Below are 26,759 nucleotides of genomic sequence, written 5' to 3'. Positions count from 1 at the left end.
GTTCAGGCGGACCGCATGCTGCCCAGCGCGTACAGTGCGGCACCGAGCGCACCGGCGAGCTGACAGTCCTCATGAACCTGTATGGGGTGCTTGATCTCCTCCTCCAGAGAATGAACAAGCCCCTTGTTAAGTGCGACGCCGCCGCTCATGGCGACCTCCGGCTGGATTCCGCAGCGCTGCACCAGGGATGCGACGCGGCGCGCCACGGATTTATGGATGCCGGAAACAATGTTTTCCAGCCTGATGTTCGCGGCCAGCTTGGAGATGACCTCGGACTCGGCAAAAACCGTGCAGGTGCTGCTGATTTCGGCCGCCTCGTCCGCCTGGAAAGAGAGATCGCTCAGGTCGGTCACCTCTACGTCGAGAACCTTGGCCATGGTGTCGAGAAAACGTCCGGTACCCGCCGCGCATTTATCGTTCATCACGAAATTCAACAGCATGCCCTTGCCGTTTATGCGCATAACCTTGATGTCCTGCCCGCCGATATCCACAATCGTACGGGTAGCGGGCAGAAGGTGGGCGATGCCTCTGGCATGGCAGCTCAGTTCGCTTTTTTGATCGTTAATCCCCTCGAAAGAGAAACGGCCGTATCCGGTTGCAGTAATCCATTGGATATCGTCCCGCGTGATGCCGGCCTTTTCCAGCGCCTGCGCGAACACGCGAGCCGGACCAACGGTACCCGTGCCGATTGGGACGATCGCCTTGGCCGCGATGCCGCCGTCCGCTGCCAGAATGACGGCCTTGGAAGCGGTGGAACCGATATCAATGCCGGCTGCAAACATCAGATCACCCCGTCCTCCGCAAACTTGGCGAGTTGCTCATCCGTATAACCGAGCAATCCGCCGAATACGTCCTTGTTGAATTTGCCGAGCGGCTGGCCGGGCCATTTGATTTCACCCGGCGTTCCCAGCATTTTGGGGCAAACGTTCTGCATCTTGATTTTGCCGAACTGCTCGGTTTCGACCTCGACGATATCGTTGCGTGCTGCGAACTGCGGGTCCTCCATAATATCGGCTACGTTGTAGATCGGACAGGCAGGGATACCTTCGCCCAGTATGTCAAGGCATTCCTTCAGTGTATGGGCGCGCGCCCACTTGGCAAATTCCGCGTTGATCTCCTCACGGTGCGCCGCGCGGTCGATCGTGGTCTGGTAATCCGGATGGTCGATCAGATCCTGGCGGTCGATCTGGTGCATGCAGTCGCGGTATAGCTTATCGCCTGTGATGGACAGGGCAACATACTTGTCGTCCTTGGTAAGGAAGTGGCCGGATGGGACGGTAACAGTTGTGCCGTTGCCAATACGGGTGCGGATGGTACCGTCGTAGGAGTATTCCGCGATGATGGATTCCTGCAGCCGCAGGACCGACTCGGTCAGCGCGCAGTCGATCATCTGCCCCTCGCCGGAGCCGTTGACATCACGGTCGTAGATCGCGAACATGACCGCCATGCAACTGAACATGGCAGTATAGAAGTCCGCGACCGAGATGCCGGGCTTGACCGGAGGCGTATCCGGATAGCCGGTGACCTCCAGAAAGCCGCCGAGCGCAAGGCCCATGCGGTCAAAGCCGGGGCGGGGAGCGTAGGGGCCGGTCTGGCCGTAGCCGGAAGCGACCGTGTAGATCAGGCGCGGGTTGCGCCGGTGGATTTCCTCCCAGGTGAAGCCGAGCTTTCGGAACACGCCAGGGCGGAAGTTTTCGATCAGGACGTCTGCGTCCTCAATCAGCTGCCAAAGCATTTTTTTACCCTGTTCGGTTTTAAGGTTGAGGGTAACGTTCTGCTTGTTGCGGCCTTCGACGGCGAACCACAGGTTTTTGATGCGGCCCATGCCGCGCATCAGGTCGCCGGTCTTGGGCGGCTCGACCTTGATTACGCGCGCGCCGAAATCGGCCAGCATGCTGCCGCACCAAGGGCCGGCCACGATATTGCCCACTTCAACGACCTTCAGACCCTCCAAAGCCTGTCTGGACATAAATATGCTCCTTTCAAATCCAATGAAGTTGTTTTATTTACCCTGAAATTGCGGCGGCCGCTTTTCCTGGAACGCGCGGCCGCCCTCCAGATAATCCTCGGTTTGGTAAAGCGCCATACCGAGCGTGTTTTCCAGCGCAAGCCCATCACGCAGCGGCATGTCATAGCCCTGCGACAGGCATTGTTTGATGCTTCTGACCGCCAGGGGCGCCAGCTGGCAGATCTTTTCCGCAGCCTGCAGCGCAGCGTCAAGCAGCTGCTCTGCGGGGACGACCTGGTTCACCAGACCGATCTGAAGCGCGGTCTGCGCATCGACCTTTTCATTGGTGAGCAGAATCTGCATGGCCCTTCCATAGCCGATGATGCGCGGCAGGCGTTGTGTCCCGCCAAAGCGGGGCAGCAGCCCGAGCGACGGCTCCGGCCAGCGGAACGATGCATGCTCGGCGGCAATGCGCAGGTCGCAGGCGAGCGCCAGTTCGCCGCCTCCGCCATAAGCAAGGCCGTTAACCGCAGCGATCAACGGTTTCGTAACATACAGTCCGCGCATCGGCGTTCGGGGGATGCGCCATGGACGGTCTGCCGTGGCCTTGACGAACGGGAGCCATTCGGTCACGTCCGCGCCGGAACAAAAAGCCTTGCCGCCCGCGCCAGTCAGGATACCGACGTATAGGTCGGGGTCTTCCATAAAGTCCAGCATAGCCTCTTCCAGCGCCTGAATAAGTGCGGGGTTGAGTGCGTTATACTTTTCCGGACGGTTGAGAGTAAAAATCGCGATCCGTCCCCTTTTTACTGTTGTAAGTACAGACTCCATGTTATGCCTCCAATACAAATGTCTGTTTCCCACGGAGAATCGGCAAAGCATTGCTCCAGTTGCCCGCCGGAAGTATGCGGCGGGCAACTGGAATGGGAGGTATAAGCGTTTTTATCGGCAGAGCTGGCCGGAAATAACGACACGCTGGATCTGGTTGGTACCCTCAAAGATCTGATAGATCTTTGCGTCGCGCATCAGCTTTTCCACCGGATACTCACGGGAATAGCCGTTGCCGCCGAGCACCTGCACCGCGTTGGTGGTAACGAATACCGCGGTATCGCCCGCAAAGCATTTGGCGGAGGCGATCAGCTTTTTGTTGATGATGCCGGCGTCCGCCGACTTGCAGGCGCCCCAAACCATCTGACGGGCGGCCTGCGTCTGGATTTCCATATCCGCGAGCAGGAAACCGATCCCCTCATGCTTCCAGATCGGCTTGCCGAAAACGACGCGCTCCTTAGCATAAGGAACCGCTTCGTCCAGCGCGGCCTGTGCAATCCCGACTGCGGAGGCTGCGGTGCAGGGGCGGGAGTTGTCGAGGATCTTCATGGCAATCTGATAGCCCTGGCCCTCTTCGCCCAGACGGTACTTGGACGGGAGTACCATGTCGTCAAAGAACAGCGAGTTGGTATGGACGCAGCGGATACCCATTTTATCCTCATGCTCGCCCACTGTGAAGCCCGGTGTGTCCTTGGGAAGCAGGAATGCGGTGATGCCGCCCTTTGTCCCTTTTTCCTTGTCGGTAACGGCGAAGATGGTGATGAGATCGGCGCAATCGCCGTTGGTGATAAAGGTCTTGCCGCCGTTGATCACATAATCGTCGCCAACCTTGCGCGCGGTCGTGACCATAGCGCCGGCATTAGAGCCGGATACGCTTTCGGTCAGGCCGAACGCCATGATGCCGCCGTTGACCATGATATCCGCAGCCCACTTTTTCTGCTCCTCCGTACCGGCGATATTGAGCGGCTCGAAGCCGAAACCAAATACGCGGGAGGCGAAACCGGCGTCGCCGCGTGCGAGTTCCTCGCGGATGACGGCGTATGTAAAGTTATCCAGTCCCAGTCCGCCGTACTCCTCGGGAACGGTGACCAGATGAAGACCCATTTCATAAGCGGTCTTGACGAGATCCTCGGGTACGATGGCGTCTTTCTCCGCGATGCGGCAGGTGGGCCGTACCTCTTTTTCCGCAAACTCGCGGACCAAATTGCGCAGCTCGATCTGGTCTTCATTCAGCATGAAATCATAATCGGTCATCATAGTCGTGTTCCTCCTAAAGCATGTGTTTTATTCCCAACAGGCGTCCATATCCTGATTTGGTACGAGTGGTGCTGTTCGTCTCGAACGGGTTACAGCTGGAAAACAAAGGGGTAGCTGGCGATGGTAAGGATGAGACAGCCGATCAGTAACGGGGTGCCGATCTTGGTGTAGTCCAAAAAGCGGTAACCGCCCTGCAGCGTCATGGTAACCGGCGGTGTCGCAATCGGCGTCAGGAACGCAAGATTCAGGCTCCAGATGATCGCCATGATGACCGGTTTGGCTGCATAGCCCAGAGAAGCGCACATGGAAAGCGCGATCGGGCCAAGCATAGCCATGGAAGCGGTCGAAGACATCACGTTGCTCATGATAACGCTCAGGATGGTGAAGATAATGAGCAGCTTGAACATGCTGATATTGCCGCCCATCCAGCCGATCACCGTGTCCGCAATCAGCTTGCCGGCTCCGCTTTCCGAAATACCTGCGGCAAAGCCGAGCGAGCCGGCCAGGACCCATACGGTCGTCCAGTCGAGGCGGGCGAATACCTGCTTGACCGAGATGCAGCCGGTCAGGATACAGGCCAGACCCGCGACCATAGCAACCGCGCCAACCGTCCAGATACCGACGACAAAGCCGATAACCGTAAGGATCAGGATGGCAGAGGAAATAATCATTTTCACGGTGCTGTACTGGGCCTGCTCCTCCTCTTCTTGCGCGTCCTGCGCAAGGTCGTATTTTTCCTCGAAATCGAAAACCCGCTTTTGCAGGGCGTAACCGATGGTTGCATAGAACAGGATGATAAAAAGTAGGCGGGGGATGCTGCCCCAAGTCAGGTCGAAAAAGCCCATGGTTTCCAGACCCGCATCAGCCAAAATACCTTGGCCAATCACGTTGGGCGTGGAGCCGACCAGCGTCATGCCGCCGCCTACATTGGCTGCAAAGCCGATGGCCATAAAGCTGTTTTTACGCGAAATAGCGCCGCGCGAACTGGCCGCTGTTGCGGAAACAACCGGCAGCATCATTGCGACGACCGCGGTGTTGCTGAGAAAAGCGGAGAGTATGGCGGAGACGACGACGCATACCACGATAAACAGCTTTTCCCGTATGCCCACCATTCGGATGATGGAGGTTCCGATCTTTTGTGCGACTCCGGTTTCAAACAGAGCCTCGCCGATGATCATGGAGCCGATCACCATCATCGTGACATCGCTGGCAAAGCCGGCAAATGCACTGGTAAACGGGATCACGCCGCATATGCCCATCGCAAGCGCGGCGCCGACCGCGGTCACGGAGAGGGGAACCTTGCCGGATGCAAACAAAATGATCGTAACGACCAAAATGATCAGTGCTATCGTCGAAGTACTCAAGAGTTGTGCCTCCTTTTGCCTTGCGGCAGGCTGGATTTTGCATTGATTATAATTTAACGATAGCGTATCAAGTAGGCGCTGTCTATTTCCAAAATACATTGGTTTTGTTAAGTGGGATGTTAACAATGACGCAAATGCCTAATAAGATATTGAGATTTATATGCAAAATACACAATAAAGGCGGCGGGGAAGAGGTGCCGAAGGGTGCGGGATACCACAGACTGGCGTGCTATCCGGATAAATTTTTTGCGATTGAAAATGCACATAAAAAGTAAATTATTGCGCTGGTAAAAATTACGAAATGTTATCATTACTTGTAACAAAGATAAGGAATTATTAATTATAGAAAAAATGATCGCGTCAAAATTGATATAAAATAAACAATTTCATTTTACTCGAAATGAGTAAGATGCACATTTTTATAAAAAAATCCGCCGGTAAGGCGGATTTGACAATTGCAAAGGTTGTTGTTATTTTGACAATGTAGCATGCATGTGTGACTGGAGGAGACGTCCTCTGACTCAAACGCTTCGCAGGTTTGCGCTCCCATTTTACAGAATTGGGTGGTAGAAAGGAGAAGTCTGTATGCCCTCCAGCACAATAGCAATAATTATCACAATAATTACAATTATTTCCTTTGTTTTGGAAAAAATCCCGTTGGCCATGACAGCGATGATCGCTTCTCTGGCAATGGGGATTATTTTGCCGGAAATGAAGCTCTCGGACGTATATTCCGGTTTTTCCAGTTCGACCGTAATGATGGTCGCCGGTATGTGTATCGTTGGCGACGCCCTGTTCAAAACCGGTATGGCCAATAAGATCGGCCGTGCGATCAGCAACAGCGCAGTAGCTAAAAACGAGCGGCTGTTCATGGTTGTGGTCGTCATTTGCTGTACCGTTATGTCCGCATTTCTGTCCAATTCCGGTACGATCGCAATGTGGATGCCGCTGATTGCTGCTTGTGCGGCAAAATCGCATGGTGTGGTTCGCTCCAAAATGATTATTATAGCGGCAGGCATGGCGTCAGCGATCGGCGGTGCGGCTACGCTGGTCGGCTCCACATCGCAGCTTACCGCCAATTCCGTACTGATGGGCTATGAGGGCTACGAGGCTGGCCTTGGACTGTTTGACCAGACCAAACTCATGCTGCCCATGTGCCTGATCATGATTATTTATTTTGCCACCATTGGCTATCCGCTCTGCAAAAAGGTGCTGAAACCGGAAAGTCCGGATTTTGACAAAGGCAATTACTATGCGGAGCTGGCGGAGAAATCGGGCGACGAGGAAACCGATAAGATTCCAGCGTGGAAAGGGAAAATGTCGGTCATCGTGCTGCTGCTGTGCATTGTCGGATTCATTCTGACAGGCTTTGACGCGTTCGATCCCTATCTGGATGTTGGCATCATCGGTCTGCTGGGTGCGACGATCCTGATTGTTTCCGGCTGCATGCCTTTGAAGAAAACACTGGCGGAAATGGACTGGAACACCATCGTCATTCTCGCGGCGGCGCAGGGCTTTGCCAAGGGCCTGGACGTCTCTGGCGGCGGCAAGGTGATCGCGGAGTTCGTGCTGAATCTGTTCGGCGGCCAGAATGCATCCACGGCGGTGTTGATGGTGGTAGGCGTCATTGTTACCACCGTGCTGACGAACTTTATGTCTAATACGGCGCTGGCAGCGATGATGACCCCGATCTACATTGAGATCGCCATGCAACTGGGTATCAGCCCGATCCCGTTTGTAATTGCGATCGGTGCAGTTGCTACGAATCTGGCGTGTGCAACGCCTGTCGGTACCCCCGCATGCACCCAGACCCTGCCGGCTGGTTACAAGTACATGGACTATGTCAAAATAGGCGGCCCGCTGTGTATCATACTGATGCTTGTAGCCGCGTTCCTATCTCCTGTACTTTATACGTTCTGACGGGCGGCGGAGCGCAAATTTGCCCATATCGGCTTTTCCAAAAGGAGAAGCAGGTTTTGCCCCTATTTTCCCCAAAAGAAACGCAGGCCCGGCATAAGCCGGACCTGCGTTTCTCATATGCCGCGCTGCGCCTTGTTTTGGTAAAAGTCGATCAGGTAGTCGCGGAATTGGAGTACGGTATCGGAATGAGCGACGCCGGACTTCCAGAACACGGTCTGCATTCTGGGGTTGGGAGGGTATTTGACGCGTACCATCCGCACCAGCGAAGAATGGATGGCGCGTGCGCCGAGGACGCTGCTGAATGCAATGCCGTAGCCATTCTCAATCAACTGCGTGCGTAAGATGTAGTCCACCTCCGCCACGATTCGAGGAATAAAGCCGGACTGCTTGCAGGCGTTTTCAAAAAAGGCGCGGGAGGAATAGCCCTTGGATAATGCGATAAACGGTTCATCCCGTGCCTCCGCCAAAGAGATCGCGCCCTTTTGGACAAATGGGTGATCGCAGTTTACCAAAAGCGCGGGCGGATCTTCAACAATAAATTCATGCTCCCAAGCCTTATTGGTGATGTCGCCGACATCAGTGATAACGAGGTCGTATTGTCCGAGCGCGTCGGGATCCTGTAATTCCTTGAGCGTCAGGGAAGCATGCTTGATGGTAACCGAGGGATGCGCCTTCATAAAGGAGCTGATGACTTCGGTCCAGAGCGACTGCGCGGAGACACCCACATATACGATATCCTTTTGGGAGGTCGCGGTCTTGGATAGTTCGCGCTTGATATTATCCAGTTCGGAAAAGATATTGCATACATGGATATATAAAATTTTCCCGTTTTCGTTGAGCTTAATCTTGCGCCCGACGCGGTCGAAAAGGCTGACCTGCAGCTCATCCTCCAGACGGGAGATGGTCGTACTCAGCGCCGGCGGGGAAATGTGAATTATCTTTGCGGTGTTGAGCAGATGCTCATTCTCAGCCAAGAGCTTAAAATAATATAAATGTAGTAACTGCATATCCCATTCTCCTGTGAAGCTGAAAATAATCGAGTTTATTATAGCATACTTTTCCAAAATACAGCTTTTTCCACGCAAATAGCGTTGTTTTGGCAAAATAACATTCTGTTTGGATAACGATATTTTGCAAAATCTTTATACTTGTAGAACTTTGGAAAAGTATACTTTTAGGAACTATGGTATGCCGTGTGTCCCGCTTCATCGATCCAGCGCCAAAAGCCCGGGCGGGTGTCGACCTCGCGGGCGGTCAGGGGGCCGAATGCGTCTTCGTATTCGGCGGCGGCTTTATCGAACGCGGTGCGCATCTCGCTGTAATAAGCGAGCGCGGCGGTATTTTTCGGATGGCCGTCCAGGTATTCGATCACGTCGACGAGCGCGAAGTCATACATCCGGACACGGTTGAGCAGCTTTTCCCGTTCGGTCATCTCGGAACCGCCTCCTCTCCGAGGAAGGGCTTGTCGAGCGAGGGGAATATCGTGCCGCGGCTGAACGCAAGCGCCGGCTCATAGGGCGTTTCAAAGCTCTGATACGGTACGAACGCCATCGCAAGCGAAAGCAGACGGGGATCGATGCTGTCTGCGGGCAGCATCTGATCCGTCTGGTTGTTAGGCTGATTCATATGCGGTTTCTCCTTGTTCGTAAAACAGTTTGAGGTCTTGCCTCAATCCCATTGTATGCCGCGCGAAAAAAGACGGTGAAAGTGGGACGGGAATGTGGTATACTATGAAAAAAGGAGGCATGAAGCATGGAGATTTCTGAGATCAGGGAGCAGGCTGGAAAAGCGGCCGCTCTGGTGTGCGACGCGGCGGGGCTGCGCGCGGGAGATCTGTTCGTGGTCGGCTGCTCGTCAAGCGAGGTGTGCGGGGAAAAGATCGGCACCCACTCGAGCGTGGAGGTCGCCGAGGCGGTGTTCGAGGGCATTTACGGGGTGCTGCGGGAGCGTGGCGTTTACTTGGCGGCACAGTGCTGCGAACATCTGAATCGGGCGCTCGTGGTCGAGCGCGCCGCCTGTGAGCGCTTCCGGCTGGATGAAGTGAATGTCGTCCCGCAGCCAAAAGCGGGCGGATCGTTTGCGACCACGGCCTACAAGCGCCTGAGCGATCCGGTGGCGGTGGACAGCCTGCGTCAATCCGCGTCCGCGGGCATGGACATCGGCGGGACGCTGATTGGTATGCACATTAAGCCGGTTGTCGTGCCGCTCCGCATTGCAGTCAAGCAGATTGGGGAGGCGGTTCTGCTTTGCGCGCGCCGCCGGCCGAAATTTGTGGGCGGTAGCCGCGCCGTATACAACGAAAAACTTTTGTGAGGGAAACATGGGAATAAAAGCAGTATTTTTCGATCTGGACGACACGCTGTACAGCAGCTTCCAGGCGTGCGACGCCTACGCATACGAGCGTATGGCCGCCTGGGTGGAGGAACACACCGGAGCTTCGGGCGCGGAGTTCGCGCGGCAGTTCAAATGGTACCGCAAAAAGCTGGCGCGGCAGCAGCCGGGCATGCCGCCCACACATGACCGCGTGCTGTTCGCGCAGGGTGCGCTGGAGCGGATGGGGCTAAACGCGGTGCAATACGCCCGCGCCCTGCACCGCGTCTACTGGGACGCGGTCCTCTCTAAAATGGAGCTGCGGCCGGGCGTGCCGGCGCTGTTGGAAGAGCTGCGGCGTGCGGGCGTTAAGACCACGGTCTGTACGGATATGCTGGCGGATATTCAGATGGAAAAGCTCGAATATCTCGGCCTTGCCGACCGGATCGATTATCTGGTGTCAAGCGAGGAGGCGGGCATGGATAAGCCCGGCTCTCCGATCTTCTGGCTGGCGCTGCAGAAGTGCGGCTGCCTGGCGGGGGAGGCTGTGATGGTGGGCGATAACTTCCGGCATGATGTGCAGGGGGCGACCGATGTCGGCATCGCGGGCGTGTGGCTCAACTGGACACACCTGCCGCGGCCGGACGACGACCGACCCTATACCGAGGTGCATACATTCGAGCAGGCGGCGGCGCATATCCGTACCCTGCTCTGAGGAGGACAGGAAAAATGCAGCATTATGATTACCGGCCGCGGGGCGTCTGCCCAATGAAAATATCGTTTGACCTGGAAGGGGACACAGTGCATAACGTATCCTTCCTCGGTGGCTGCAACGGCAACCTGCAGGCGATCAGCCGCGTGGTCGAGGGAATGACCGTCGCGCAGATCGAAGGATATTTCAAAGGCATCAGCTGCGGCGGCAAGGGGACCTCATGCTCCGACCAGCTCGCCGCCGCGGTGCGGGCGGCGTATGAACAGGGAAAATAAAACAGCGGCAGAACGGAAAGCGGGCCGGCGCAATAGCGCCGGCCCGCTTTCTGGATGTTTGGGGATAAAAAAAGCAGCGGCAAAGCCACTGCTTGCAGTTTAGTCGAGAATGTGCAGGACAGGATCTTCCGCGCCCGCCTGCTGGATGCAGACGGCCAGCCGGTAGGAACGGTCGGCCGAGAACGGCGGCAGGAACAGGGAATAGGGTCGCTCCATATCCGGACAGTCGAGCTGAGGGCGGGTATTGGAGCGTAATTTGACGCAGAAGCTGCGCAGAGGCAGGTCAAGGCCGCGGCCGGTGGATTTGACAAAGCTTTCCTTGAGCGTCCAGAGCGAATAAAACGCGTCGGTCCGCGCGTAGGGGGGCAGCGAATTCAGATAGCGGATCTCATCCTTATGGAAAAAGCGGGAGGCGATATCGCGGCGGTTGGGATCGCACCATTCGATATCCACGCCAACCGGATGGTCGCTGATCGCGCACACCGCCCAGTCTCCGGAGTGGGACAGGCTGAAATGGATGCCGGGCTCGGAAACCAGGTAAGGCTTACCGCCCTCCGCGATGGAAACCGCAAGCGGATGAACCACCCAGGGGAAATGTTGCGCGACCGCGTACTCGAGCAGCAGCATGGCCGCGAAGCTCTGTATACGCGCTGTGCCGCGCCGGCGGTCAATCCATTCCAGCCGGTTGGGGGCGATGCGGGCGCGGGACTTGCTGTCGTCAGGATCGACGGCAGTGATTGGAATGACGTATACAGCAGTCACAGAAATACCCCCTGTAATTTTTTATCGCCTTGGTATTATAGCACATTTGCCCGACGCTTGACAATGAAAAATCAGAGAGGAACTGTAAAAAATAGTGCCTGCCGGAAAAGACCGGATGGGACCGGTCACGTCCGCGTTTTCCCGAAAGGTCTGGCCGCGCGCCGGTTTGCGGTGCAGATAGCGCCGTGCGGACAGGCGCGCCGGCAGTCCCCGCAGCGGATGCATTCCGGACTGTTGGGCGTCTGGTGGATCGGGATATCCAGCTTACACGCCTTTTGGCACGCACCGCAGCCCGTGCATTTTTCCTTGTCAATGCGGAACCGGTAGAGCGCGGCCGGATTGAACAGCCCGTATATGGCGCCGAGCGGGCAGAGATAACGGCAGAACGGCCGGTATACCAGCAGGGAAAGCAGCAGCAGAGCGGCAAGGATCGCGGCTTTCCAGGTGAACAGCCAGCCGAGCGCGGCTCGCAGCGGAGGATTGGAGGCAATCAGCGGGATGCCCGCGAACAGCGTGCCGGAGGGGCAGATGTATTTGCAGAACCAAGGCTGTCCCTGCCCGACAATATCCAGCACGGTCAGGGGCAGCACGATGACAAAGCCTGCAAGGATGACGTATTTCAGATATTTGAGCCAGCGGTCGCCGGGCAGGCGGCGCAGCTTTTTGACAAAGGGGATTTTATACAGCAGGTCCTGCACCAGCCCGAACGGACACAGCCAGCCGCATACCAGCCTGCCGAACAGCGCGCCGAACAGGAGTAGGAAGCCGGCGATATAAAAGGAGAATCGATAGCTGCGGCTGCCGATGACCGCCTGTAGCGAACCGATCGGACACGAGCCGAGCGCGCCGGGGCAGGAGTAGCAGTTCAGGCCGGGCAGGCAGATAAATTTTCCAGGTCCTTTATAAATGCTGCCCTTTGCAAAGCCGGCGGCGTAACCGTTCGTCAGGGCGGTAAAGGCGAGCTGGACGAGCATGCGCGCATGCTTCCGCAGTCTACCCAAGGCCGATGCACTCCATACAAATCATAACCGCTTTGCGGAAAACGGTTTCGGTTTCCCCGCGCCATACGCCAAGCGCGAGGCACACCACGGCGGCCAGCATTAACGCCGCCGCTATCCGGTTGCGCCGCAGAAAGCTCACGCCTCCACCTCCGCTAGCATGCTGTCAATCGTTTCGATCCACGCATCCTTGCTTTGCGCGGTGACAATAGCATGACCCACCTGCGCGCCTGTGCTGTCCACGAAAAACGTGGTCGGTACGCCGGTGATGTCGGACAGAATATGATACAGGTCGGGCGAGGGGAGCAGGTGCAGGTAGTCCGCGCCAGTCTGGTCCACGATCTCTTTCGCCGTCTCCACCTGGCTTTCGCTGATCGAACCGTCCGAATCCAGGGTGTCCAGGACCAGGCCGACGATACGCACGCCTTGATCGCTATATTCGGCCGCCAGTTCGCCGAGGTCGGGCATTTCGTTGATGCACGGGGTGCAGAACGTAGCCCAAACGTTGACCATCGTCAGCTTGTAGTCCGAGAAAATGGACTGGTCAACCTCGACGCCCTCCAGGTCGGTGGCGGTAAAGCGGCTCATAACGCCGGCCGACGCTTGAGAATCATCCGCGGGCGTTTCATTGGGCGCAGTGTCCGTGTCCGAGACAGGCGCCTGCGGCGCGGTGCCGGCATCCTCCATCGGGGCGCAGGCACCAAGGGACAGTGCGAGCGCGAGCACGGCGCTCAATAGGGAAAAACGGTATCGCAACAGCATAGAACTCCTCCTGAACAGTGATGTGTAGGATTGCGGTTTCTGTCATTATACGGAGTGGGGGCGGGCTTGTCAAGGGCGCAAAAGGAAAGTGCCGCGGCCCTATGCAGACAAAGGACCGCGGCACGGCATGCAGATTGGCGTCCCCGACAGGAATCGAACCTGCGACGTTCCGCTTAGGAGTAGACCCGATACGACATCGGGAAGTGGCATCTAATGCTTAAAAATGCTTGGAAATACAAGGTTTTTCAGCATTTCAAATCCCATCTGATACTACGCTGTGATAGCTAATTCAGAGGGATTTTACACCGTCCGATTGGCTCGAAATTAGCAAGTCTTTCGATTTTTGGTGGACGTTGCAAGTGCAAGTAAATGTCACTATGTAACTTCTCGTGATGCGAAATGATAGGAAATCCTATTCATTCTCGTGTGAGGGTGCGGGTGTCCTTAGACACAGATTTCAGTCTGTTTTATATATCATTTCAAAATGAATTTTTCAACCAGAATTATTAAGAATTTCAAAGGTTTTTCAGACTCAATGATTCTATGTAATTTAGACCCGCCGAAGCAGGTCTTTTTTTATTTCAGCATAATCTCTCTATCCTCAGCGCCGAGCATATAAGCACCCTTGGCAAAAGCATCCCTTGCAAGAAGCTCTGCTACATCAACCCTATCGAACAGCATCCATATTTCTTTCTCTTTCGGAGTCAGTTCATGGCTATGGTCAAACAAATGCTCAAGTCCCAATCCTTCAAGCAATGCCGACTTTGCTGCTTTGTATTCCTCAGCTCTGCCAACATATTCGTCGTTCCTTTCCTTGGAAAATGCCTCGATATTGTCAGCTCTCAGATGCTCGTAATACTCGTCCATAAAGATTCTATCCATACTCGTTGACCTCCATAACAAAAAAATAAGGGCAGACCCTTTTACAGCTATTGTAGCTATGTAAAAGGATCTGCCCTTGCAGTTACTATAATGTTTTTGCCAGCGACTTCAGGAGTGCTGCCATTTCCGGATTTTGCAGAAGCTTCAGAAGAAGTTCTTTATCATCAGCGGAGCTTTCCGTTGCGGCTGGTTGAACCGGCTCAGGCGTTGCCTGTCTGCCTGAGTAGAACGCAGCTTCCATTCTTTCAGCGTTCAGTCTGCGGTCATCGTCGATGATATGGGAGTAAACATCCGCTACCATCTTGACCTGTGCATGACCGGAATCGCCTTGAACGGATTTCATATCGCCGCCGTTCAGCTTCAGCTTGTAAGTGATACTGGAATGTCGGAGACTATGGAAAACCACTTTCGGCAGTCCCTTCTCCTCAATCAGCTTATTGAAAGCACGGTTGATAACCTGCCCCTCAATCGGCTTGCCATTGGAAGAACAGAAAACCAGATTGAAGTCTACGAACTCGTCACCGAAAAGGTCTTTCAGTTCTTCGATGTCAGCCTTTCGCTGTACCAACATTTCCGCTACGGTTTTCGGTAAGAACACCTTGCGGACACTTGTTTTGGTCTTAGGAGTTTTGAGAACCAATGCGGTATGCGTACTGGCGAAGGTCGGTGGGAACTTGAACATGATGTCCTTACCGTCCAGATCTGCCATCGCTTCACGATTTACTCTCTGCAACTCCTTTTCAACGAAGATGCTTGCCTGACCAAGTTCAATACTGGTGGGGGAAATGTCAATACAGTCCCAGGTAAGCCCCAGAAGCTCGCCCATTCGCAGGGAACAGGAGAAGGCAAGGTTAATAGCCAGACGAAGAATATCATCGTCACAGGCTTCCAGAGCCTTCTGGAGCACTTCTGCTGTCCAGATATCCCTGGTCTTGTGTTCTTCTTTCGGCAGCGTAGCGTGCTCCACAGGGTTTCTGGTCATCAATTCCCACTTGACCGCTTGATTGAAAGCATTTCGCAATGTCTTGTGAACCTCTCGGACAGTATGCGGAGTCAGATATTCTGTACGGGCTTTTACATACTTAGAAGAAACCGCTTTGACAGAAAGCAAATCTCGGTAATACTTGTCCATGATTCTCGGCGTGACATCCTCCAGCTTCATATCACCGATGAGGGGACGAATATAGTTTGCAATCAGGCTCTTTCTGCTTTCATAGGTAGACATCGCCCAGGTGTTCACACCATAGATTGACATATACTCATCCAAAAGATCATTGACGGTTTTAGCAGAAGGGGGAATAAAGGTTCCGGACTCCTGCTCATATTCAACCTGCAACTTCCTTTTCTTTGCTTCGGCATTCGTTTCAAAGGTTTCCCACTTCTGACGCTTGTTGCCGTTCTCATCGGTGTATGTATAAACCACAGAATACTTCTTTTTTCTCTTAACGATAGATGCCATGTAATCAGCTCCTTTCCTGTCTATCTTCCGCTAACTGGTAGCGGGTCTGATTGTGATACCATTTTTCAAAGCTCTCTTTGGTAGCTCGCTTATACCTGCCAACCTTGATAAGCTCAAAATCTTCATTGGCAACGATATAGTAAATGGTCTGACGATGTACCCCAAGCATTCTTGCCATTTCCGGCAGACCGTAGGTGGATGCCATAATATCTGCATCCAGTTCCTGATCCTCTACCGTGCGGTAATCGGTTTGAGAAGCATACCATCTTTCAAAGCTCTCCTTTGTCACTCTGCGCTTGCCCAGGACATCGACCACATCAAAATGCCCTTTGGCAACCAGTTCGTAAGCAGTCGCTTCTTTCAGCCCAAGGCGCTGTCCAAGCTCCTCCATTGAATATGTAGTTTTCTTCAATTCCTCGCCGGGAGGGGTTCCATCGACCTTCTGGTATTTGAACTGATTGGCATACCATTCTTCAAAGCTGTCGATCATCACCCTCATGGTGTTGCCGACAAGAATGGTTTTGAAGTAATTCTTCTTAATGAGCCAGTATGACTCCGTTTTACCAAGACCGAGCATCCTGCCCATTTCCAGAACAGACATACTCGTGCGTTTTCTCATTTCCGCCATCGTACAACCTCCTATGTAAAAAATGTAGCCATGTGTTTCTTGTCATGGCTACATTTTATCGAACTCTCAATATGTTTTGAAGTTTGTCGCCGGGTTGTACGACGCCCTTGACAAATCTTACATTTGATGATCCAACCACTCATCAAAACTCTTTTTGGAGATTCTGATACTGCCACCGATGCGGACGCTATGGAAAACTTTCTTTTTCACAAGGTTGTATGCGCTGGTTCTGCTGATGCCCAGAATATCCTGAATCTCATCAACCGTATAGGTTCTCTTATCAAACTGAACTGCGTTAGCAGCCATCGCTTCTTCGGTGCGCTGATTCATGGCAGCGATTCTTTCTTCAAACATTTATGTTCACTCCTTCGCTCTCTTTGCTTTATGTTTTGGGGAACGCTTTTTCAGCTGTTCCATTGCCAGGCTGACAGATAAGGCTTTCTCAATCGCTACCATTTCACGGGGCGTTACCTTACCTAAGTAATTATCAATCCTGCTTTTATCAATGGTACGAATCTGTTCCAGCTGAACAACGGACGCTTCTTTGAATGCAGGATTGTCGTAAATAACAAAGTGCGTCGGCATATTCGCTTTCTTATGGATTCTGGTGGTGACCGTTGCCACAATCAATGTGGGAGCGTGTTTATTACCGGTATCGTTCTGAATGACGATAACCGGACGGATGCCGCCTTGTTCCGACCCAACTACCGGGTCCAGCTTGGCGCAATAAATATCACCACGGCAATATACCCAATTTTCTTTCATCATGTGCCATGACCTCCTTTCGTTGGCTATGTAATAACTGACTGCCAGAAAGGAATCAGGCAGTCAGTCCAAAAGTCTATGTGTCCCATATTTGCCACGCACCCCTGGGAAAGAGGGCTTACGCCCTCAGGGAATCACCGAACGACTGATTGCGAATCAGTTCCATAGGAATCTAACCTCTGCCGGGTTCTCCGCCAGCTCCGTAGAGAAGTATCTTTAATCCTGTTGCTTTCATGGCCGTATTGGGAGCAACCCAATATTTACAAGCCAGTATTGATCGCTGGCATCGGGAGAGAGACAAGCGCTTAATTTATAGAAGAAAGTCGTTCTGTTTCTCTATCCGATACGTCTCGGCGTACCGCTGATGTGGCTGATGCTCTCGCACCGGCAACAGGAACGTATTCGATGACTGTGTATTCAGTTTTCAAGGATCAAGCAGCCGATTTTCTTTGGCTGTATCTAAATTGTACCTGTTCCTCATGCAAGTTTTTATTGCCTCGTAGGTATAGTTTTGAGGTTATTCACGACCTAAAAATATGTAATCAAGGGTTGTCTCAAAGCGCACAACCAGTTCGATTGCCAAATCAATAGAGATACCTCTGTTGCCGGTTTCAATTCGTGCAATGGTGTTTGCGGCAACACCTAACTGCTCCGCAAGCTGTTCCTGTGTAAGCCCATGTTCCTTTCTCAAGGCTTTAATTCTTTTTCCGCTTTCAACCAAGTCGTAATACATTTTCGTTCCTCCGTGTTTTTGAATTTGTGAAGTTGCAAAATCAAAAACAGCGGGAGGAGATCGTGCCCGATTCTCAATACCCTTTGCCATCTGCCTGTCCTCCTTGCAGGCATAAAAAAAGAGCCGGAGTAAATTACTCCAAGCTCTCGTTCATGCCTTTGTGTTAATTATGGGGGAAAATAGGCAGGTATAAAAAAAGCCCCGTACCCATTACAGGCACGAGGCGTAACTCTCTCTATTCAATTTTATGCCGCTATCTCCCAGCATAGCCATTTTAACACTGGACAAGTCGGACTTTCAGTAGGGGAACCGTCGTATTTTCATCGGATTTTAGTCGGACTAAAATCCTGTCTTAGCATTCACAATAACACAATGCTTCTTCCTCCCGGGCACTTTCCAGGAAATCTTTCAATTTAGGAATGGCTGTTCCCCAAAGTGACAGACCAAATAACAGTATCGCTTCTTTCTTTCGGTCATAGTAGGTGCTGCGTTCCATATTCAAAACCTCCAGCATTTCTGATTCCCTGTACTTGAAGCGGTTGAGATATGCCTTTGAGATAATCTCACAGTACAGAGCGCCTTTATCTGGATATTCTCTGATTTTCAACATAGCCATATCTACCAGTTCAATGATCCACTTTGTCTCAAATAAGCTGCGAATGCGTTCTTCAAATCGTTCTCTCGCTTCATCCGGAGCAAAGTTCTCCAGATAAATCAATGCACCATCTAAGCTGTCACCGTAAGTACAAATAAGGGTATCACATACATCATTCGCACGATCAATGGTAGACCAGCACACCTCTCGATATATGGATAAAATCAGCTTTGCTCTTTCATACAGAACCTTCTCGTCAATGTTCTGCATCCGGCAAAGCATTCGAATACTGCTTAATACCTGTGTATTATATCTGCTCATTCAGAATCTCCTTTCAGCCTAATCCATAAAATAAGAATTCCTTTCTAACTCCTGTCACTTGGCTAAAGGGAAACAAATACCATGGGACAAGAATGACTATAACTTCCGATATTTGATTAAAATAACAGAAGTGAAATCGGAAGTTCTTGACTTTATAAAAGTTCCGATATATAATTAAGTGGAATTAAAACTTCTGTTATGATTCTTATTATAGCATTTTCCAGAAGTTTGTCAACAAATAATCGGAAGTTACGAATAAATATTTTTTGAAAGGAAGGATACTACCATGACATTTGGAGAAAAAATTAAAGAAGCTCGTTTGGCTATGAACCTATCTCAAACGGAGCTTGCCCAGATGACCGGCATTTCCGAAAGATCCCTTTACACCTATGAGCAGCTCGGAACACTCCCCAGAAAAAGCAACATCAGAAAACTTGCTGAAGCACTGCATATCTCTGTGTCCTATCTTTTGGACGAATCTGAAACGGATAGCCAGAGCCATATAGATCAGGATATGTTTATTTTAGAGGCAAAGGAAAACTTCGGTTCAAAAGGAGCAAAAGAAGCTCAGGAAGTGTTGGGTCGTGTAAATTCTCTGTTTGCCGGTGGAGAATTGGACGAGGACGCAAAAGATGTATTCTTCCAGGCGATTATGTCAGTTTATATGGACTCTAAGAAAACAGCACGGGAAAAGTACACTCCGAAGAAATACAGAAAGCATAAAGATAAAGAGTAAAATCCTCAAGCACAGAATATGTTTTCTGTGTGCGATTCGGAGGTGAAGCAAATGAAAACGGCAGAGCATATCATTGAAACTGTCGATAAGCTTGTGCGAAAATATCACACCAGAGACCCTTACGAGCTATGTCAGCTGTTAGGTATCAAAATCCACTATTACGATTTACAGAAGAAATTGAAGGGCTTCTTCTATTACCAGTCCAGACAAAAGAATATCGTGATAGATCACAATGTGAACGGTATCCTGGAGCGTATATTAGTCGCACATGAATTAGGACACGCTGTCCTGCATACAAAAATCGCTATGATGCACGGCTTTCAAGAAATGGAAGTTTTTGATGATAGATCAATCGAAGAAAATGAAGCAAACTTCTTTGCGGCGGAGCTTCTGTTAGAAGATGGGAAAGTCCTGGAATGCCTTTCGGAACACACATTTTTTGAAACGGCTAAAATGCTCTATGTACCGGCAGCATTATTAGACTACAAATTCAGCCTGCTCCACGAAAAAGGAGAGCTGGTAAATTCGATGTATATTCGTAAAGCAGATTTCCTGAAAGAAGATCTTCATGCCTACGATAACGACATTGGTTATGGCGATATATGAATATCTATTTTTATATCTTTACAGAAAAAGTCCACCAGTACGATGCGTAGTGCATCATGACTGGTGGACTTTTTGCTTCTTAAAGAATCAGTATATTGTGCTGCAAAAAAGAACCCCATAGCAGTTCACTCTGTACCGTCAATGGGCTTCTTTTTCATTATATCAATCAAGCTCCGCTTTTTTTATCATCTCTTGCTGGTCAATCAAGACATCAATCAACTTTCCTACGGTTATCAATGTTGTTACATTACACTTTTTCAGTTTTGCAGCAATCTCATTATCAATGATGCTGTCGCATTTTGCATATGGGGTATCCAGTAAAAAATAGTCAAAGTTCTTTTCCAAGACGAATGCCAGTTTTAGAAGCATTGCCAAAGAAACTTTCGTCTGTCCAACTTCAACATGGCTCATATGATTGTTCGAGCAACCAACCAACGCACCCAAATCAGCCTGACTATAACCCTTTTCCAGTCGGGCAGCTCTAATGCGCTGACCAATCTTAACGTAATCAATTTCCGGTTGCGTTTCAATCACCTCCATGCTGTGTATGATTCTGCTATACATTATAAAATGTACCAAAAATCTCAACAACCAACATCGGGTGCAAGTTGCATTTATAAATGCAATATGATAAAATTTTATAGGCAGATTGCATTAAATGATAGAATGAAAAGAACCCCAAGACGACAATATGAGCTATCTTGAGGTTCTTTAAAATAAAAAATTCGTAGAGTACATTACTCCACGAATCGCATTCTTCTCTGTTTTTTTTAGTTTATATCTTTATTTTACAAATTGTCGCACTGTTTGTCAATATGTTAGGGACATAAAACACGAGGTTTTGCACAAAAATCCATCTTAGAAAGTTCCAAAGTCACAATTTGCCGTCAGAATTATAGTCATATTGAAGGAGGTGTACCTTATGGCACGAAAAGGAGAAAATATTTACAAAAGGAAAGACGGCAGATGGGAAGGAAGATACATTAAGTCCCGATCTTCTACAGGCAAAGCCAATTACGGTTATGTTTATGCAAAGTCATATCGAGAAGTCAAGGCAAAACTTATCAGTCAAAGTTCGTGCACGAGTAATTCTGTCACTGTCGATCCAGAAATTAGCTCAGATCAATTTGAACAGGTTGCTATGGAATGGTTTCAAGCTATATGTCCTAAAGTGAAGGAATCTACAAGCAACAAATATAGGAATCTTCTCAGCTCGTATATACTTCCTGTGTTCGGAAGCAAACAATTGCGTGATATAACACACGAGTTTATTGAAACGCAGTGTAATTTTTTCCTTGTTTCTGGTGGATTAAAGGAGAATGGACTTTCCTCTAAAACTGTTTCAGATATTTTATCTCTAATTCGAAATGTCTTACAATTTGCCACCCGAAACGGGAAAGCCATTTCTTGTGACGCACGATCTATACAGATAAAACGTCAAACGAAGGAAATGAGAGTTTTGAGTCGTGCTGAACAGGAAAAATTATGCCAATACTTGTATTCTAATCTTGATTCCTGCAATATTGGTATATTAGTATGTTTATTCACTGGTCTCAGAGTAGGTGAAATTTGTGCGTTACGATGGGAAGATGTTTCATTCTCAGATTACACAATCCACGTGCATCAAACGCTCCAGAGAATCCAAGATAGAACCAACAGTGAATACAAGACAAGGATTGTTGTTACCACACCAAAAAGTGCTTGCTCCATCCGTACTATTCCAGTACCCCATGGCTTAATGACTATTCTTACAGCACACAAAGCTTCTTCTACTGGCTACATCCTAACCAATAGCGATCAGAATCCATTAGAACCAAGAACCATGCAAAATCATTTTAAGAAGGTATTGAAAAACAGCGGAATCACCTCCGCAAATTATCACTCGTTACGTCATACATTTGCTACAAGGTGCATAGAGCTTGGATTCGATGTAAAAAGTCTCAGCGAAATATTGGGTCATGCCAGCGTGAATATTACAATGAATCGCTATGTACACCCATCCATGGATTTAAAAAGAGAAAATATGCAACGGCTTTCTGATTTATTAGCCGTCAAATAAATTGTCAACACCGTCAAATAATGCTGAGTTTTCAGTGTTTGGCGGTGTTTTTTCGTGGAGTAATGTACTCTACGAAAGAGTATACCCAGGAGGAGATTTATTGATTCAATTTGTAGGGCGAGATGCTTATAAGCAGTTTTGGAATTTTAGTAAAGATGAGAAAGAGAACTTGGCCACTCAATTGGCGATTGAGTTACCCGCACTCAGAGGAAAAGTTGGTGCATCACAAGAAGAAATTGCTTCGGCTGTTGGTATTTCACGACAAACTTATAGTGCCTACGAAAATCGGACACGCCCAATTCCATGGAGTTTATATCTAGCACTATTGTTTTATTTTGATTACATTCCAAGTACACATTATATGATTCGCCAGCTTGAATTATTCCCAAATGAAAGAAGTTATGGAAATAAGACTTAGAAGCAAACTTAAGAGTGTGTTGATAGTGCAGTATCTTAAAATTTTGTATAATAGGAATTGAAGTTAAATTAGATGCTAAAAATTTGTAATTAAGAAGGAGTGATTACATGAACAAAAATATAAAATATTCTCAAAACTTTTTAACGAGTGAAAAAGTACTCAACCAAATAATAAAACAATTGAATTTAAAAGAAACCGATACCGTTTACGAAATTGGAACAGGTAAAGGGCATTTAACGACGAAACTGGCTAAAATAAGTAAACAGGTAACGTCTATTGAATTAGACAGTCATCTATTCAACTTATCGTCAGAAAAATTAAAACTGAATACTCGTGTCACTTTAATTCACCAAGATATTCTACAGTTTCAATTCCCTAACAAACAGAGGTATAAAATTGTTGGGAGTATTCCTTACCATTTAAGCACACAAATTATTAAAAAAGTGGTTTTTGAAAGCCATGCGTCTGACATCTATCTGATTGTTGAAGAAGGATTCTACAAGCGTACCTTGGATATTCACCGAACACTAGGGTTGCTCTTGCACACTCAAGTCTCGATTCAGCAATTGCTTAAGCTGCCAGCGGAATGCTTTCATCCTAAACCAAAAGTAAACAGTGTCTTAATAAAACTTACCCGCCATACCACAGATGTTCCAGATAAATATTGGAAGCTATATACGTACTTTGTTTCAAAATGGGTCAATCGAGAATATCGTCAACTGTTTACTAAAAATCAGTTTCATCAAGCAATGAAACACGCCAAAGTAAACAATTTAAGTACCGTTACTTATGAGCAAGTATTGTCTATTTTTAATAGTTATCTATTATTTAACGGGAGGAAATAATTCTATGAGTCGCTTTTGTAAATTTGGAAAGTTACACGTTACTAAAGGGAATGTAGATAAATTATTAGGTATACTACTGACAGCTTCCAAGGAGCTAAAGAGGTCCCTAGCGCCTACGGGGAATTTGTATCGATAAGGGGTACAAATTCCCACTAAGCGCTCGGGACCCCTTGTAGGAAAATGTCCTAAGTGTGGCAACAATATTGTATTAAAAAAATCGTTTTATGGTTGTTCAAATTATCCTGAATGTACCTTCACTTTAGCTGAACATTTTAGAAAGAAAAAACTCACCAAAACAAATGTAAAAGAATTACTAGAGGGAAAAGAAACCCTGGTAAAAGGAATCAAAACGAAAGATAGAAAGTCCTACAATGCCGTTGTAAAAATCGGAGAAAAGGGATATATTGATTTTATCTCTTTTTCAAAATAAGCATAAAAGCCCTTTAAAGAGGGCTTTTATATATTAATCACAAATCACTTATCACAAATCACAAGTGATTAATCACAAATCACTTGTGATTTGTGATTCCTAATGATACAATATTACTATACAAAAAAAGAATGGGGCGTAGTTATGGAGAAGGAAGAACTCAAAATACTTGAAGAATTAAGACGTATTTTAAACAGTAAAAATGAAGCGATTGTTATCTTAAACAATTATTTTAAAGGTGGTGTTGGAAAGTCAAAATTATCGACTATGTTTGCTTACTTGACAGACAAATTTAATTTAAAAGTTTTAATGATCGATAAGGACTTACAAGCAACATTGACAAAAGACTTAGCAAAAACATTTAAGGTAGAATTGCCACGTGTTAATTTTTATGAAGGACTGAAAAATGGAAACTTGGCTTCTTCTATTGTTCATTTGACTGATAATTTAGACTTGATCCCTGGCACGTTTGATTTGATGTTACTGCCAAAATTAACTCGCTCATGGACTTTTGAAAATGAAAGTAGATTGCTTGCTACTCTTTTAGCACCTTTAAAAAGTGACTATGATCTCATTATTATTGATACTGTACCAACGCCAAGCGTTTATACAAATAATGCAATCGTGGCAAGTGATTACGTTATGATCCCTTTACAAGCAGAAGAAGAAAGTACAAACAACATTCAAAACTATATTTCCTATTTGATTGATTTACAAGAACAGTTTAACCCTGGACTAGATATGATCGGTTTTGTTCCTTATTTAGTTGATACGGACAGCGCAACGATAAAATCAAACCTGGAAGAACTGTACAAGCAACATAAAGAAGATAACTTGGTTTTCCAAAATATTATCAAGCGAAGTAATAAAGTAAGTACCTGGTCTAAAAACGGAATTACAGAACACAAAGGCTATGACAAAAAAGTTTTATCCATGTATGAGAACGTATTTTTTGAAATGCTTGAGCGAATCATTCAATTAGAAAACGAAAAAGAATAGAATCACAAATCACAAGTGATTAATCACAAATCACTTGTGATTTGTGATTGTTGATGATAAAATAAGAATAAGAAGAAATAGAAAGAAGTGAGTGATTGTGGGAAATTTAGGCGCACAAAAAGCAAAACGAAATGATACACCAATCAGTGCAAAAAAAGATATAATGGGAGATAAGACGGTTCGTGTTCGTGCTGACTTGCACCATATCATAAAAATCGAAACAGCAAAGAATGGCGGAAACGTAAAAGAAGTTATGGATCAAGCCTTAGAAGAATATATACGGAAATATTTACCTGACAAACTTTAAAAGGAGTGAAAATGAAATGGCAGTTACGTATGAAAAAACATTTGAAATAGAGATCATTAACGAATTATCGGCAAGCGTTTATAATCGAGTATTAAACTATGTTTTGAACCATGAATTAAATAAAAATGACTCTCAATTATTGGAAGTCAATTTATTAAACCAATTAAAGCTTGCAAAACGTGTAAATCTTTTTGATTATTCTTTAGAAGAATTACAAGCCGTTCATGAGTATTGGCGGTCAATGAATCGTTACTCAAAACAAGTTTTGAATAAAGAGAAAGTGGCTTAATATGGCAAATATAGTCAATTTTACTGACAAACAGTTTGAGAATCGCTTAAATGATAATTTAGAAGAATTGGTTCAAGTAAAAAAGCGGTTGAATCGCCAACCGCTTTTTTACTTGGTGGGCAATCAGGGTCAGGGAAAACCAGTTTGCGAAGAAGATGATTGAGCAGGCAGGAACAAAGTGATAAATTCAAATTGTGAGGGAAAATACAGATGAATCAAGGAAGAATTATTGTGATTACAGGCTCACCGGGGACAGGAAAAACAACAACTGCGTCAATTGTCGCAAAGGAATCAGATATGGATAAATCAGTGCATATGCACACCGATGACTTTTTTCATTACTTAAGCAAAGGCGCAATACCACCACATTTGCCAGAATCCAACAAGCAAAATCTGGTTGTCATTGAAGCCTTTTTAGAAGCTGCAAAGCGATATGCTCGTGGCGGATATGATGTAATTGTAGATGGGATTGTCGGGCCATGGTTTTTGGAGCCATGGAAAGCTCTTGCCCAAGAAGATTACGAGGTACACTATATTGTATTAAGAGCGAGTAAAAAAGAAACTATGAAGCGAGCTGTGGAACGCTCAAAATTAGATAGAAAAACAAATATTGAATTAGTGGAAACAATGTGGGAGCAATTTTCCGGTTTGGGGATATATGAATCAAATGTCATAGACACAACTACATTCACAATTAAAGATACGGTTTCCGCAATAAAAGAAAGAGTTGCATGTGGGACGTCTTTACTATCTTAGACATTCCCATTTGTCAGGAAGATAGCAAAGCCAGCCGAGCCAGTCAACGGTCAAGATGAACGGCGCATTTCATGCGCCGCCGTTGACAGTCACGCCCGTCTTTGCTAAAAAGTAATCAAGGCGGGAAAGCCCTAAAATGGCTTCCCGCCCATTTCAATTTTTAGAAAAGAAACGCTCCAAAATCAGAAAGAGAGCGTCCAAGCACTTTGAGGGATTGGCCGCCTTGTCCACCCATTCAGCGGGACAGCGGGCGGAGGTCAAGGCCGGGTGTAAACCCGTTCATTTCAGCTTAGAAACCCTTCATAAAACGGGCTTATTTAGCGATATAAGGCTTTATAATAGAGAAGGAGTGAAACTTCTATTCAAGTTTAGAAACGCCTTCCATTAGTCCGAAAGAGACCTTAGAAAGAGAATTAAATCGTAAAGTATCAGGGAAAGAAATTCAACCGACTTTGGAGAGAATAGAGCAAAAAATGGTTCAAAATCAACACCAAGAAACCCCTGAATTTAAAGCAATTCAACAAAAATTGGAAAGCTTGCAGCTACCTACACCACCAATACCCAAAACACCTAAACTTCCAGGACTTTAAACCTTAAAAAAGGAAAAGAGTAGTTACCAAAAAACGGTAACTACTCTTTTTTTATAAAAACCTTTCCTCATGTTTGAAAAGCTGATCGAGAAATAAAGCACACAACGGTATTCTTTCTTTTTTCAGTTGGTACATTTTGCAGTCTGTAACGTGTCATTTACTGTTTGTTACCTTAACATATCCAGTCGAAAACACAAGGGTATAT

At 48.0% G+C, this 26,759-nt stretch carries 35 protein-coding genes; 15 read left to right on the top strand and 20 right to left on the bottom strand.

Features of this window, described 5'->3' with window-relative positions; genetic code table 11:
- Window positions 1-2: 2 nt before the first annotated feature.
- The 5 genes from DBQ51_RS05345 to DBQ51_RS05325 form a co-directional block, all read right to left on the bottom strand.
- Window positions 3-782: an acyl-CoA dehydratase activase gene (locus tag DBQ51_RS05345; protein ID WP_054327915.1), complete on the bottom strand. Its 780-nt coding sequence runs from the start codon at window positions 780-782 to the stop codon at window positions 3-5.
- Window positions 782-1,969 (bottom strand): CaiB/BaiF CoA transferase family protein, encoded by a 1,188-nt coding sequence (locus DBQ51_RS05340; protein WP_107630945.1) that lies wholly within the window; start codon window positions 1,967-1,969, stop codon window positions 782-784. Before DBQ51_RS05340 ends, DBQ51_RS05345 begins: the two co-directional genes overlap by 1 nt.
- Before the next feature lie 33 nt (window positions 1,970-2,002).
- Entirely contained in the window at window positions 2,003-2,779 is a 777-nt protein-coding gene (locus tag DBQ51_RS05335; protein WP_054327912.1) for an enoyl-CoA hydratase/isomerase family protein, read from the bottom strand.
- A 111-nt stretch (window positions 2,780-2,890) separates the two neighbouring features.
- Entirely contained in the window at window positions 2,891-4,033 is a 1,143-nt protein-coding gene (locus DBQ51_RS05330) for an acyl-CoA dehydrogenase family protein (protein ID WP_054327911.1), read from the bottom strand.
- A gap of 89 nt (window positions 4,034-4,122) precedes the next feature.
- Window positions 4,123-5,397 (bottom strand): SLC13 family permease, encoded by a 1,275-nt coding sequence (locus DBQ51_RS05325; RefSeq protein ID WP_159068071.1) that lies wholly within the window; start codon window positions 5,395-5,397, stop codon window positions 4,123-4,125.
- 585 nt (window positions 5,398-5,982) lie between these two features.
- Between DBQ51_RS05325 and DBQ51_RS05320 the strand changes: the two genes are divergently transcribed.
- Window positions 5,983-7,317, top strand: a complete 1,335-nt coding sequence (locus DBQ51_RS05320; RefSeq protein ID WP_107630943.1) for an SLC13 family permease — start codon at window positions 5,983-5,985, stop codon at window positions 7,315-7,317.
- Window positions 7,318-7,430: 113 nt separating this feature from the next.
- Here the strand turns inward: DBQ51_RS05320 and DBQ51_RS05315 are convergent, their stop codons facing one another.
- From DBQ51_RS05315 to DBQ51_RS05305, 3 genes are all read right to left on the bottom strand, one after another.
- Window positions 7,431-8,324: a LysR family transcriptional regulator gene (locus DBQ51_RS05315; protein ID WP_107630942.1), complete on the bottom strand. Its 894-nt coding sequence runs from the start codon at window positions 8,322-8,324 to the stop codon at window positions 7,431-7,433.
- 167 nt (window positions 8,325-8,491) lie between these two features.
- A complete protein-coding gene (locus tag DBQ51_RS05310; RefSeq protein ID WP_107630941.1) occupies window positions 8,492-8,749 on the bottom strand; it encodes a spore coat protein CotJB in 258 nt (85 codons plus the stop codon).
- Complete coding sequence (locus DBQ51_RS05305) at window positions 8,746-8,943, bottom strand: spore coat associated protein CotJA (RefSeq protein WP_054327907.1); 198 nt, start codon at window positions 8,941-8,943, stop codon at window positions 8,746-8,748. Before DBQ51_RS05305 ends, DBQ51_RS05310 begins: the two co-directional genes overlap by 4 nt.
- Window positions 8,944-9,069: 126 nt before the next feature.
- Between DBQ51_RS05305 and DBQ51_RS05300 the strand changes: the two genes are divergently transcribed.
- The 3 genes from DBQ51_RS05300 to DBQ51_RS05290 are packed head-to-tail and all read left to right on the top strand — an operon-like array spanning window position 9,070 to window position 10,614.
- A complete protein-coding gene (locus DBQ51_RS05300) occupies window positions 9,070-9,630 on the top strand; it encodes a TIGR01440 family protein (protein WP_107630940.1) in 561 nt (186 codons plus the stop codon).
- A gap of 7 nt (window positions 9,631-9,637) precedes the next feature.
- Window positions 9,638-10,342, top strand: coding sequence for an HAD family hydrolase (locus DBQ51_RS05295; protein WP_054327905.1), 705 nt, complete (start codon window positions 9,638-9,640; stop codon window positions 10,340-10,342).
- A gap of 14 nt (window positions 10,343-10,356) precedes the next feature.
- Window positions 10,357-10,614, top strand: coding sequence for a TIGR03905 family TSCPD domain-containing protein (locus DBQ51_RS05290; protein ID WP_054327904.1), 258 nt, complete (start codon window positions 10,357-10,359; stop codon window positions 10,612-10,614).
- A gap of 99 nt (window positions 10,615-10,713) precedes the next feature.
- Here the strand turns inward: DBQ51_RS05290 and DBQ51_RS05285 are convergent, their stop codons facing one another.
- The 11 genes from DBQ51_RS05285 to DBQ51_RS05235 form a co-directional block, all read right to left on the bottom strand.
- Complete coding sequence (locus DBQ51_RS05285; RefSeq protein ID WP_054327903.1) at window positions 10,714-11,376, bottom strand: 4'-phosphopantetheinyl transferase family protein; 663 nt, start codon at window positions 11,374-11,376, stop codon at window positions 10,714-10,716.
- A gap of 125 nt (window positions 11,377-11,501) precedes the next feature.
- Window positions 11,502-12,350 carry a 4Fe-4S binding protein gene (locus tag DBQ51_RS05280; protein ID WP_054327902.1) on the bottom strand — a complete coding sequence of 283 codons (849 nt, stop codon included), beginning with the start codon at window positions 12,348-12,350 and terminating at the stop codon, window positions 11,502-11,504.
- 19 nt (window positions 12,351-12,369) lie between these two features.
- Window positions 12,370-12,516, bottom strand: coding sequence for a CD1871A family CXXC motif-containing protein (locus DBQ51_RS05275; RefSeq protein ID WP_054327901.1), 147 nt, complete (start codon window positions 12,514-12,516; stop codon window positions 12,370-12,372).
- A complete protein-coding gene (locus DBQ51_RS05270; protein WP_186950121.1) occupies window positions 12,513-13,136 on the bottom strand; it encodes a TlpA family protein disulfide reductase in 624 nt (207 codons plus the stop codon). Before DBQ51_RS05270 ends, DBQ51_RS05275 begins: the two co-directional genes overlap by 4 nt.
- A gap of 576 nt (window positions 13,137-13,712) precedes the next feature.
- Entirely contained in the window at window positions 13,713-14,018 is a 306-nt protein-coding gene (locus DBQ51_RS05265; RefSeq protein WP_002304425.1) for a hypothetical protein, read from the bottom strand.
- Between the two features lie 85 nt (window positions 14,019-14,103).
- Window positions 14,104-15,477 (bottom strand): site-specific integrase, encoded by a 1,374-nt coding sequence (locus tag DBQ51_RS05260; protein ID WP_002304423.1) that lies wholly within the window; start codon window positions 15,475-15,477, stop codon window positions 14,104-14,106.
- A gap of 4 nt (window positions 15,478-15,481) precedes the next feature.
- Window positions 15,482-16,105, bottom strand: a complete 624-nt coding sequence (locus DBQ51_RS05255) for a helix-turn-helix domain-containing protein (protein WP_002304420.1) — start codon at window positions 16,103-16,105, stop codon at window positions 15,482-15,484.
- A 117-nt stretch (window positions 16,106-16,222) separates the two neighbouring features.
- Entirely contained in the window at window positions 16,223-16,459 is a 237-nt protein-coding gene (locus DBQ51_RS05250) for a helix-turn-helix domain-containing protein (RefSeq protein WP_002304418.1), read from the bottom strand.
- 6 nt (window positions 16,460-16,465) lie between these two features.
- Entirely contained in the window at window positions 16,466-16,870 is a 405-nt protein-coding gene (locus tag DBQ51_RS05245) for a type II toxin-antitoxin system PemK/MazF family toxin (protein WP_002304415.1), read from the bottom strand.
- A 517-nt stretch (window positions 16,871-17,387) separates the two neighbouring features.
- Window positions 17,388-17,693, bottom strand: coding sequence for a helix-turn-helix transcriptional regulator (locus DBQ51_RS05240; protein ID WP_002304413.1), 306 nt, complete (start codon window positions 17,691-17,693; stop codon window positions 17,388-17,390).
- Between the two features lie 262 nt (window positions 17,694-17,955).
- Window positions 17,956-18,519 carry a hypothetical protein gene (locus tag DBQ51_RS05235; RefSeq protein ID WP_002304412.1) on the bottom strand — a complete coding sequence of 188 codons (564 nt, stop codon included), beginning with the start codon at window positions 18,517-18,519 and terminating at the stop codon, window positions 17,956-17,958.
- Between the two features lie 286 nt (window positions 18,520-18,805).
- Here DBQ51_RS05235 and DBQ51_RS05230 point away from each other — a divergent pair, with 286 nt between their 5' ends.
- Complete coding sequence (locus tag DBQ51_RS05230; RefSeq protein WP_002304411.1) at window positions 18,806-19,255, top strand: helix-turn-helix domain-containing protein; 450 nt, start codon at window positions 18,806-18,808, stop codon at window positions 19,253-19,255.
- A 51-nt stretch (window positions 19,256-19,306) separates the two neighbouring features.
- Window positions 19,307-19,861: an ImmA/IrrE family metallo-endopeptidase gene (locus DBQ51_RS05225; RefSeq protein ID WP_002304410.1), complete on the top strand. Its 555-nt coding sequence runs from the start codon at window positions 19,307-19,309 to the stop codon at window positions 19,859-19,861.
- A 162-nt stretch (window positions 19,862-20,023) separates the two neighbouring features.
- On the opposite strand, the gene DBQ51_RS05220 is transcribed toward DBQ51_RS05225, so the two are convergent.
- A complete protein-coding gene (locus tag DBQ51_RS05220) occupies window positions 20,024-20,401 on the bottom strand; it encodes a helix-turn-helix domain-containing protein (protein ID WP_002578940.1) in 378 nt (125 codons plus the stop codon).
- Window positions 20,402-20,783: 382 nt separating this feature from the next.
- Between DBQ51_RS05220 and DBQ51_RS05215 the strand changes: the two genes are divergently transcribed.
- The 9 genes from DBQ51_RS05215 (at window position 20,784) to DBQ51_RS05165 (ending at window position 25,964) form a co-directional block, all read left to right on the top strand.
- Window positions 20,784-21,920: a tyrosine-type recombinase/integrase gene (locus DBQ51_RS05215; protein ID WP_002304408.1), complete on the top strand. Its 1,137-nt coding sequence runs from the start codon at window positions 20,784-20,786 to the stop codon at window positions 21,918-21,920.
- A gap of 34 nt (window positions 21,921-21,954) precedes the next feature.
- A complete protein-coding gene (locus DBQ51_RS05210; RefSeq protein ID WP_099323097.1) occupies window positions 21,955-22,338 on the top strand; it encodes a helix-turn-helix domain-containing protein in 384 nt (127 codons plus the stop codon).
- A gap of 107 nt (window positions 22,339-22,445) precedes the next feature.
- Window positions 22,446-23,183: a 23S rRNA (adenine(2058)-N(6))-methyltransferase Erm(B) gene (gene erm(B) / locus DBQ51_RS05200; RefSeq protein WP_002292226.1), complete on the top strand. Its 738-nt coding sequence runs from the start codon at window positions 22,446-22,448 to the stop codon at window positions 23,181-23,183.
- Between the two features lie 145 nt (window positions 23,184-23,328).
- Window positions 23,329-23,613, top strand: coding sequence for a topoisomerase C-terminal repeat-containing protein (locus DBQ51_RS05190; protein ID WP_073459356.1), 285 nt, complete (start codon window positions 23,329-23,331; stop codon window positions 23,611-23,613).
- Between the two features lie 144 nt (window positions 23,614-23,757).
- On the top strand, window positions 23,758-24,612 hold the full coding sequence (locus DBQ51_RS05185) for a ParA family protein (protein ID WP_002594335.1): 855 nt from the start codon (window positions 23,758-23,760) through the stop codon (window positions 24,610-24,612).
- Window positions 24,613-24,709: 97 nt separating this feature from the next.
- Window positions 24,710-24,919, top strand: a complete 210-nt coding sequence (locus DBQ51_RS05180) for a peptide-binding protein (protein WP_000527318.1) — start codon at window positions 24,710-24,712, stop codon at window positions 24,917-24,919.
- A 16-nt stretch (window positions 24,920-24,935) separates the two neighbouring features.
- Window positions 24,936-25,208: an antitoxin gene (locus DBQ51_RS05175; RefSeq protein ID WP_000301765.1), complete on the top strand. Its 273-nt coding sequence runs from the start codon at window positions 24,936-24,938 to the stop codon at window positions 25,206-25,208.
- Window position 25,209: 1 nt separating this feature from the next.
- Window positions 25,210-25,371 (top strand): hypothetical protein, encoded by a 162-nt coding sequence (locus tag DBQ51_RS17685; protein ID WP_002304403.1) that lies wholly within the window; start codon window positions 25,210-25,212, stop codon window positions 25,369-25,371.
- Between the two features lie 47 nt (window positions 25,372-25,418).
- On the top strand, window positions 25,419-25,964 hold the full coding sequence (locus tag DBQ51_RS05165; protein WP_002304402.1) for an AAA family ATPase: 546 nt from the start codon (window positions 25,419-25,421) through the stop codon (window positions 25,962-25,964).
- Window positions 25,965-26,759: the final 795 nt, after the last annotated feature.

This window comes from Agathobaculum massiliense (assembly GCF_900291975.1).
GTDB lineage: Bacteria > Bacillota > Clostridia > Oscillospirales > Butyricicoccaceae > Agathobaculum > Agathobaculum ammoniilyticum.
The sequence above is the reverse complement of the archived record's forward strand: the minus strand, read 5'-3'. Positions and strand labels throughout refer to the sequence as shown.

Bases quoted from the DNA above. Each gene is read 5' to 3' on its own strand.
- DBQ51_RS05250 (WP_002304418.1), bottom strand. From the start codon at position 16,459: ATGTTTGAAGAAAGAATCGCTGCCATGAATCAGCGCACCGAAGAAGCG.
- DBQ51_RS05330 (WP_054327911.1), bottom strand. From the start codon at position 4,033: ATGATGACCGATTATGATTTCATGCTGAATGAAGACCAGATCGAGCTG.
- DBQ51_RS05335 (WP_054327912.1), bottom strand. From the start codon at position 2,779: ATGGAGTCTGTACTTACAACAGTAAAAAGGGGACGGATCGCGATTTTT.
- DBQ51_RS05260 (WP_002304423.1), bottom strand. From the start codon at position 15,477: ATGGCATCTATCGTTAAGAGAAAAAAGAAGTATTCTGTGGTTTATACA.
- DBQ51_RS05295 (WP_054327905.1), top strand. From the start codon at position 9,638: ATGGGAATAAAAGCAGTATTTTTCGATCTGGACGACACGCTGTACAGC.
- DBQ51_RS05290 (WP_054327904.1), top strand. From the start codon at position 10,357: ATGCAGCATTATGATTACCGGCCGCGGGGCGTCTGCCCAATGAAAATA.
- DBQ51_RS05265 (WP_002304425.1), bottom strand. From the start codon at position 14,018: ATGGATAGAATCTTTATGGACGAGTATTACGAGCATCTGAGAGCTGAC.
- DBQ51_RS05185 (WP_002594335.1), top strand. From the start codon at position 23,758: ATGGAGAAGGAAGAACTCAAAATACTTGAAGAATTAAGACGTATTTTA.
- DBQ51_RS05175 (WP_000301765.1), top strand. From the start codon at position 24,936: ATGGCAGTTACGTATGAAAAAACATTTGAAATAGAGATCATTAACGAA.
- DBQ51_RS05300 (WP_107630940.1), top strand. From the start codon at position 9,070: ATGGAGATTTCTGAGATCAGGGAGCAGGCTGGAAAAGCGGCCGCTCTG.
- DBQ51_RS05310 (WP_107630941.1), bottom strand. From the start codon at position 8,749: ATGACCGAACGGGAAAAGCTGCTCAACCGTGTCCGGATGTATGACTTC.
- DBQ51_RS05165 (WP_002304402.1), top strand. From the start codon at position 25,419: ATGAATCAAGGAAGAATTATTGTGATTACAGGCTCACCGGGGACAGGA.
- DBQ51_RS05280 (WP_054327902.1), bottom strand. From the start codon at position 12,350: ATGCTCGTCCAGCTCGCCTTTACCGCCCTGACGAACGGTTACGCCGCC.
- DBQ51_RS05225 (WP_002304410.1), top strand. From the start codon at position 19,307: ATGAAAACGGCAGAGCATATCATTGAAACTGTCGATAAGCTTGTGCGA.
- DBQ51_RS05245 (WP_002304415.1), bottom strand. From the start codon at position 16,870: ATGAAAGAAAATTGGGTATATTGCCGTGGTGATATTTATTGCGCCAAG.
- DBQ51_RS05320 (WP_107630943.1), top strand. From the start codon at position 5,983: ATGCCCTCCAGCACAATAGCAATAATTATCACAATAATTACAATTATT.
- DBQ51_RS05340 (WP_107630945.1), bottom strand. From the start codon at position 1,969: ATGTCCAGACAGGCTTTGGAGGGTCTGAAGGTCGTTGAAGTGGGCAAT.
- DBQ51_RS05345 (WP_054327915.1), bottom strand. From the start codon at position 782: ATGTTTGCAGCCGGCATTGATATCGGTTCCACCGCTTCCAAGGCCGTC.
- DBQ51_RS05315 (WP_107630942.1), bottom strand. From the start codon at position 8,324: ATGCAGTTACTACATTTATATTATTTTAAGCTCTTGGCTGAGAATGAG.
- DBQ51_RS05240 (WP_002304413.1), bottom strand. From the start codon at position 17,693: ATGGCAAAGGGTATTGAGAATCGGGCACGATCTCCTCCCGCTGTTTTT.
- DBQ51_RS05305 (WP_054327907.1), bottom strand. From the start codon at position 8,943: ATGAATCAGCCTAACAACCAGACGGATCAGATGCTGCCCGCAGACAGC.
- DBQ51_RS17685 (WP_002304403.1), top strand. From the start codon at position 25,210: ATGGCAAATATAGTCAATTTTACTGACAAACAGTTTGAGAATCGCTTA.
- DBQ51_RS05230 (WP_002304411.1), top strand. From the start codon at position 18,806: ATGACATTTGGAGAAAAAATTAAAGAAGCTCGTTTGGCTATGAACCTA.
- DBQ51_RS05220 (WP_002578940.1), bottom strand. From the start codon at position 20,401: ATGGAGGTGATTGAAACGCAACCGGAAATTGATTACGTTAAGATTGGT.
- DBQ51_RS05235 (WP_002304412.1), bottom strand. From the start codon at position 18,519: ATGAGCAGATATAATACACAGGTATTAAGCAGTATTCGAATGCTTTGC.
- DBQ51_RS05215 (WP_002304408.1), top strand. From the start codon at position 20,784: ATGGCACGAAAAGGAGAAAATATTTACAAAAGGAAAGACGGCAGATGG.
- DBQ51_RS05270 (WP_186950121.1), bottom strand. From the start codon at position 13,136: ATGCTGTTGCGATACCGTTTTTCCCTATTGAGCGCCGTGCTCGCGCTC.
- DBQ51_RS05255 (WP_002304420.1), bottom strand. From the start codon at position 16,105: ATGGCGGAAATGAGAAAACGCACGAGTATGTCTGTTCTGGAAATGGGC.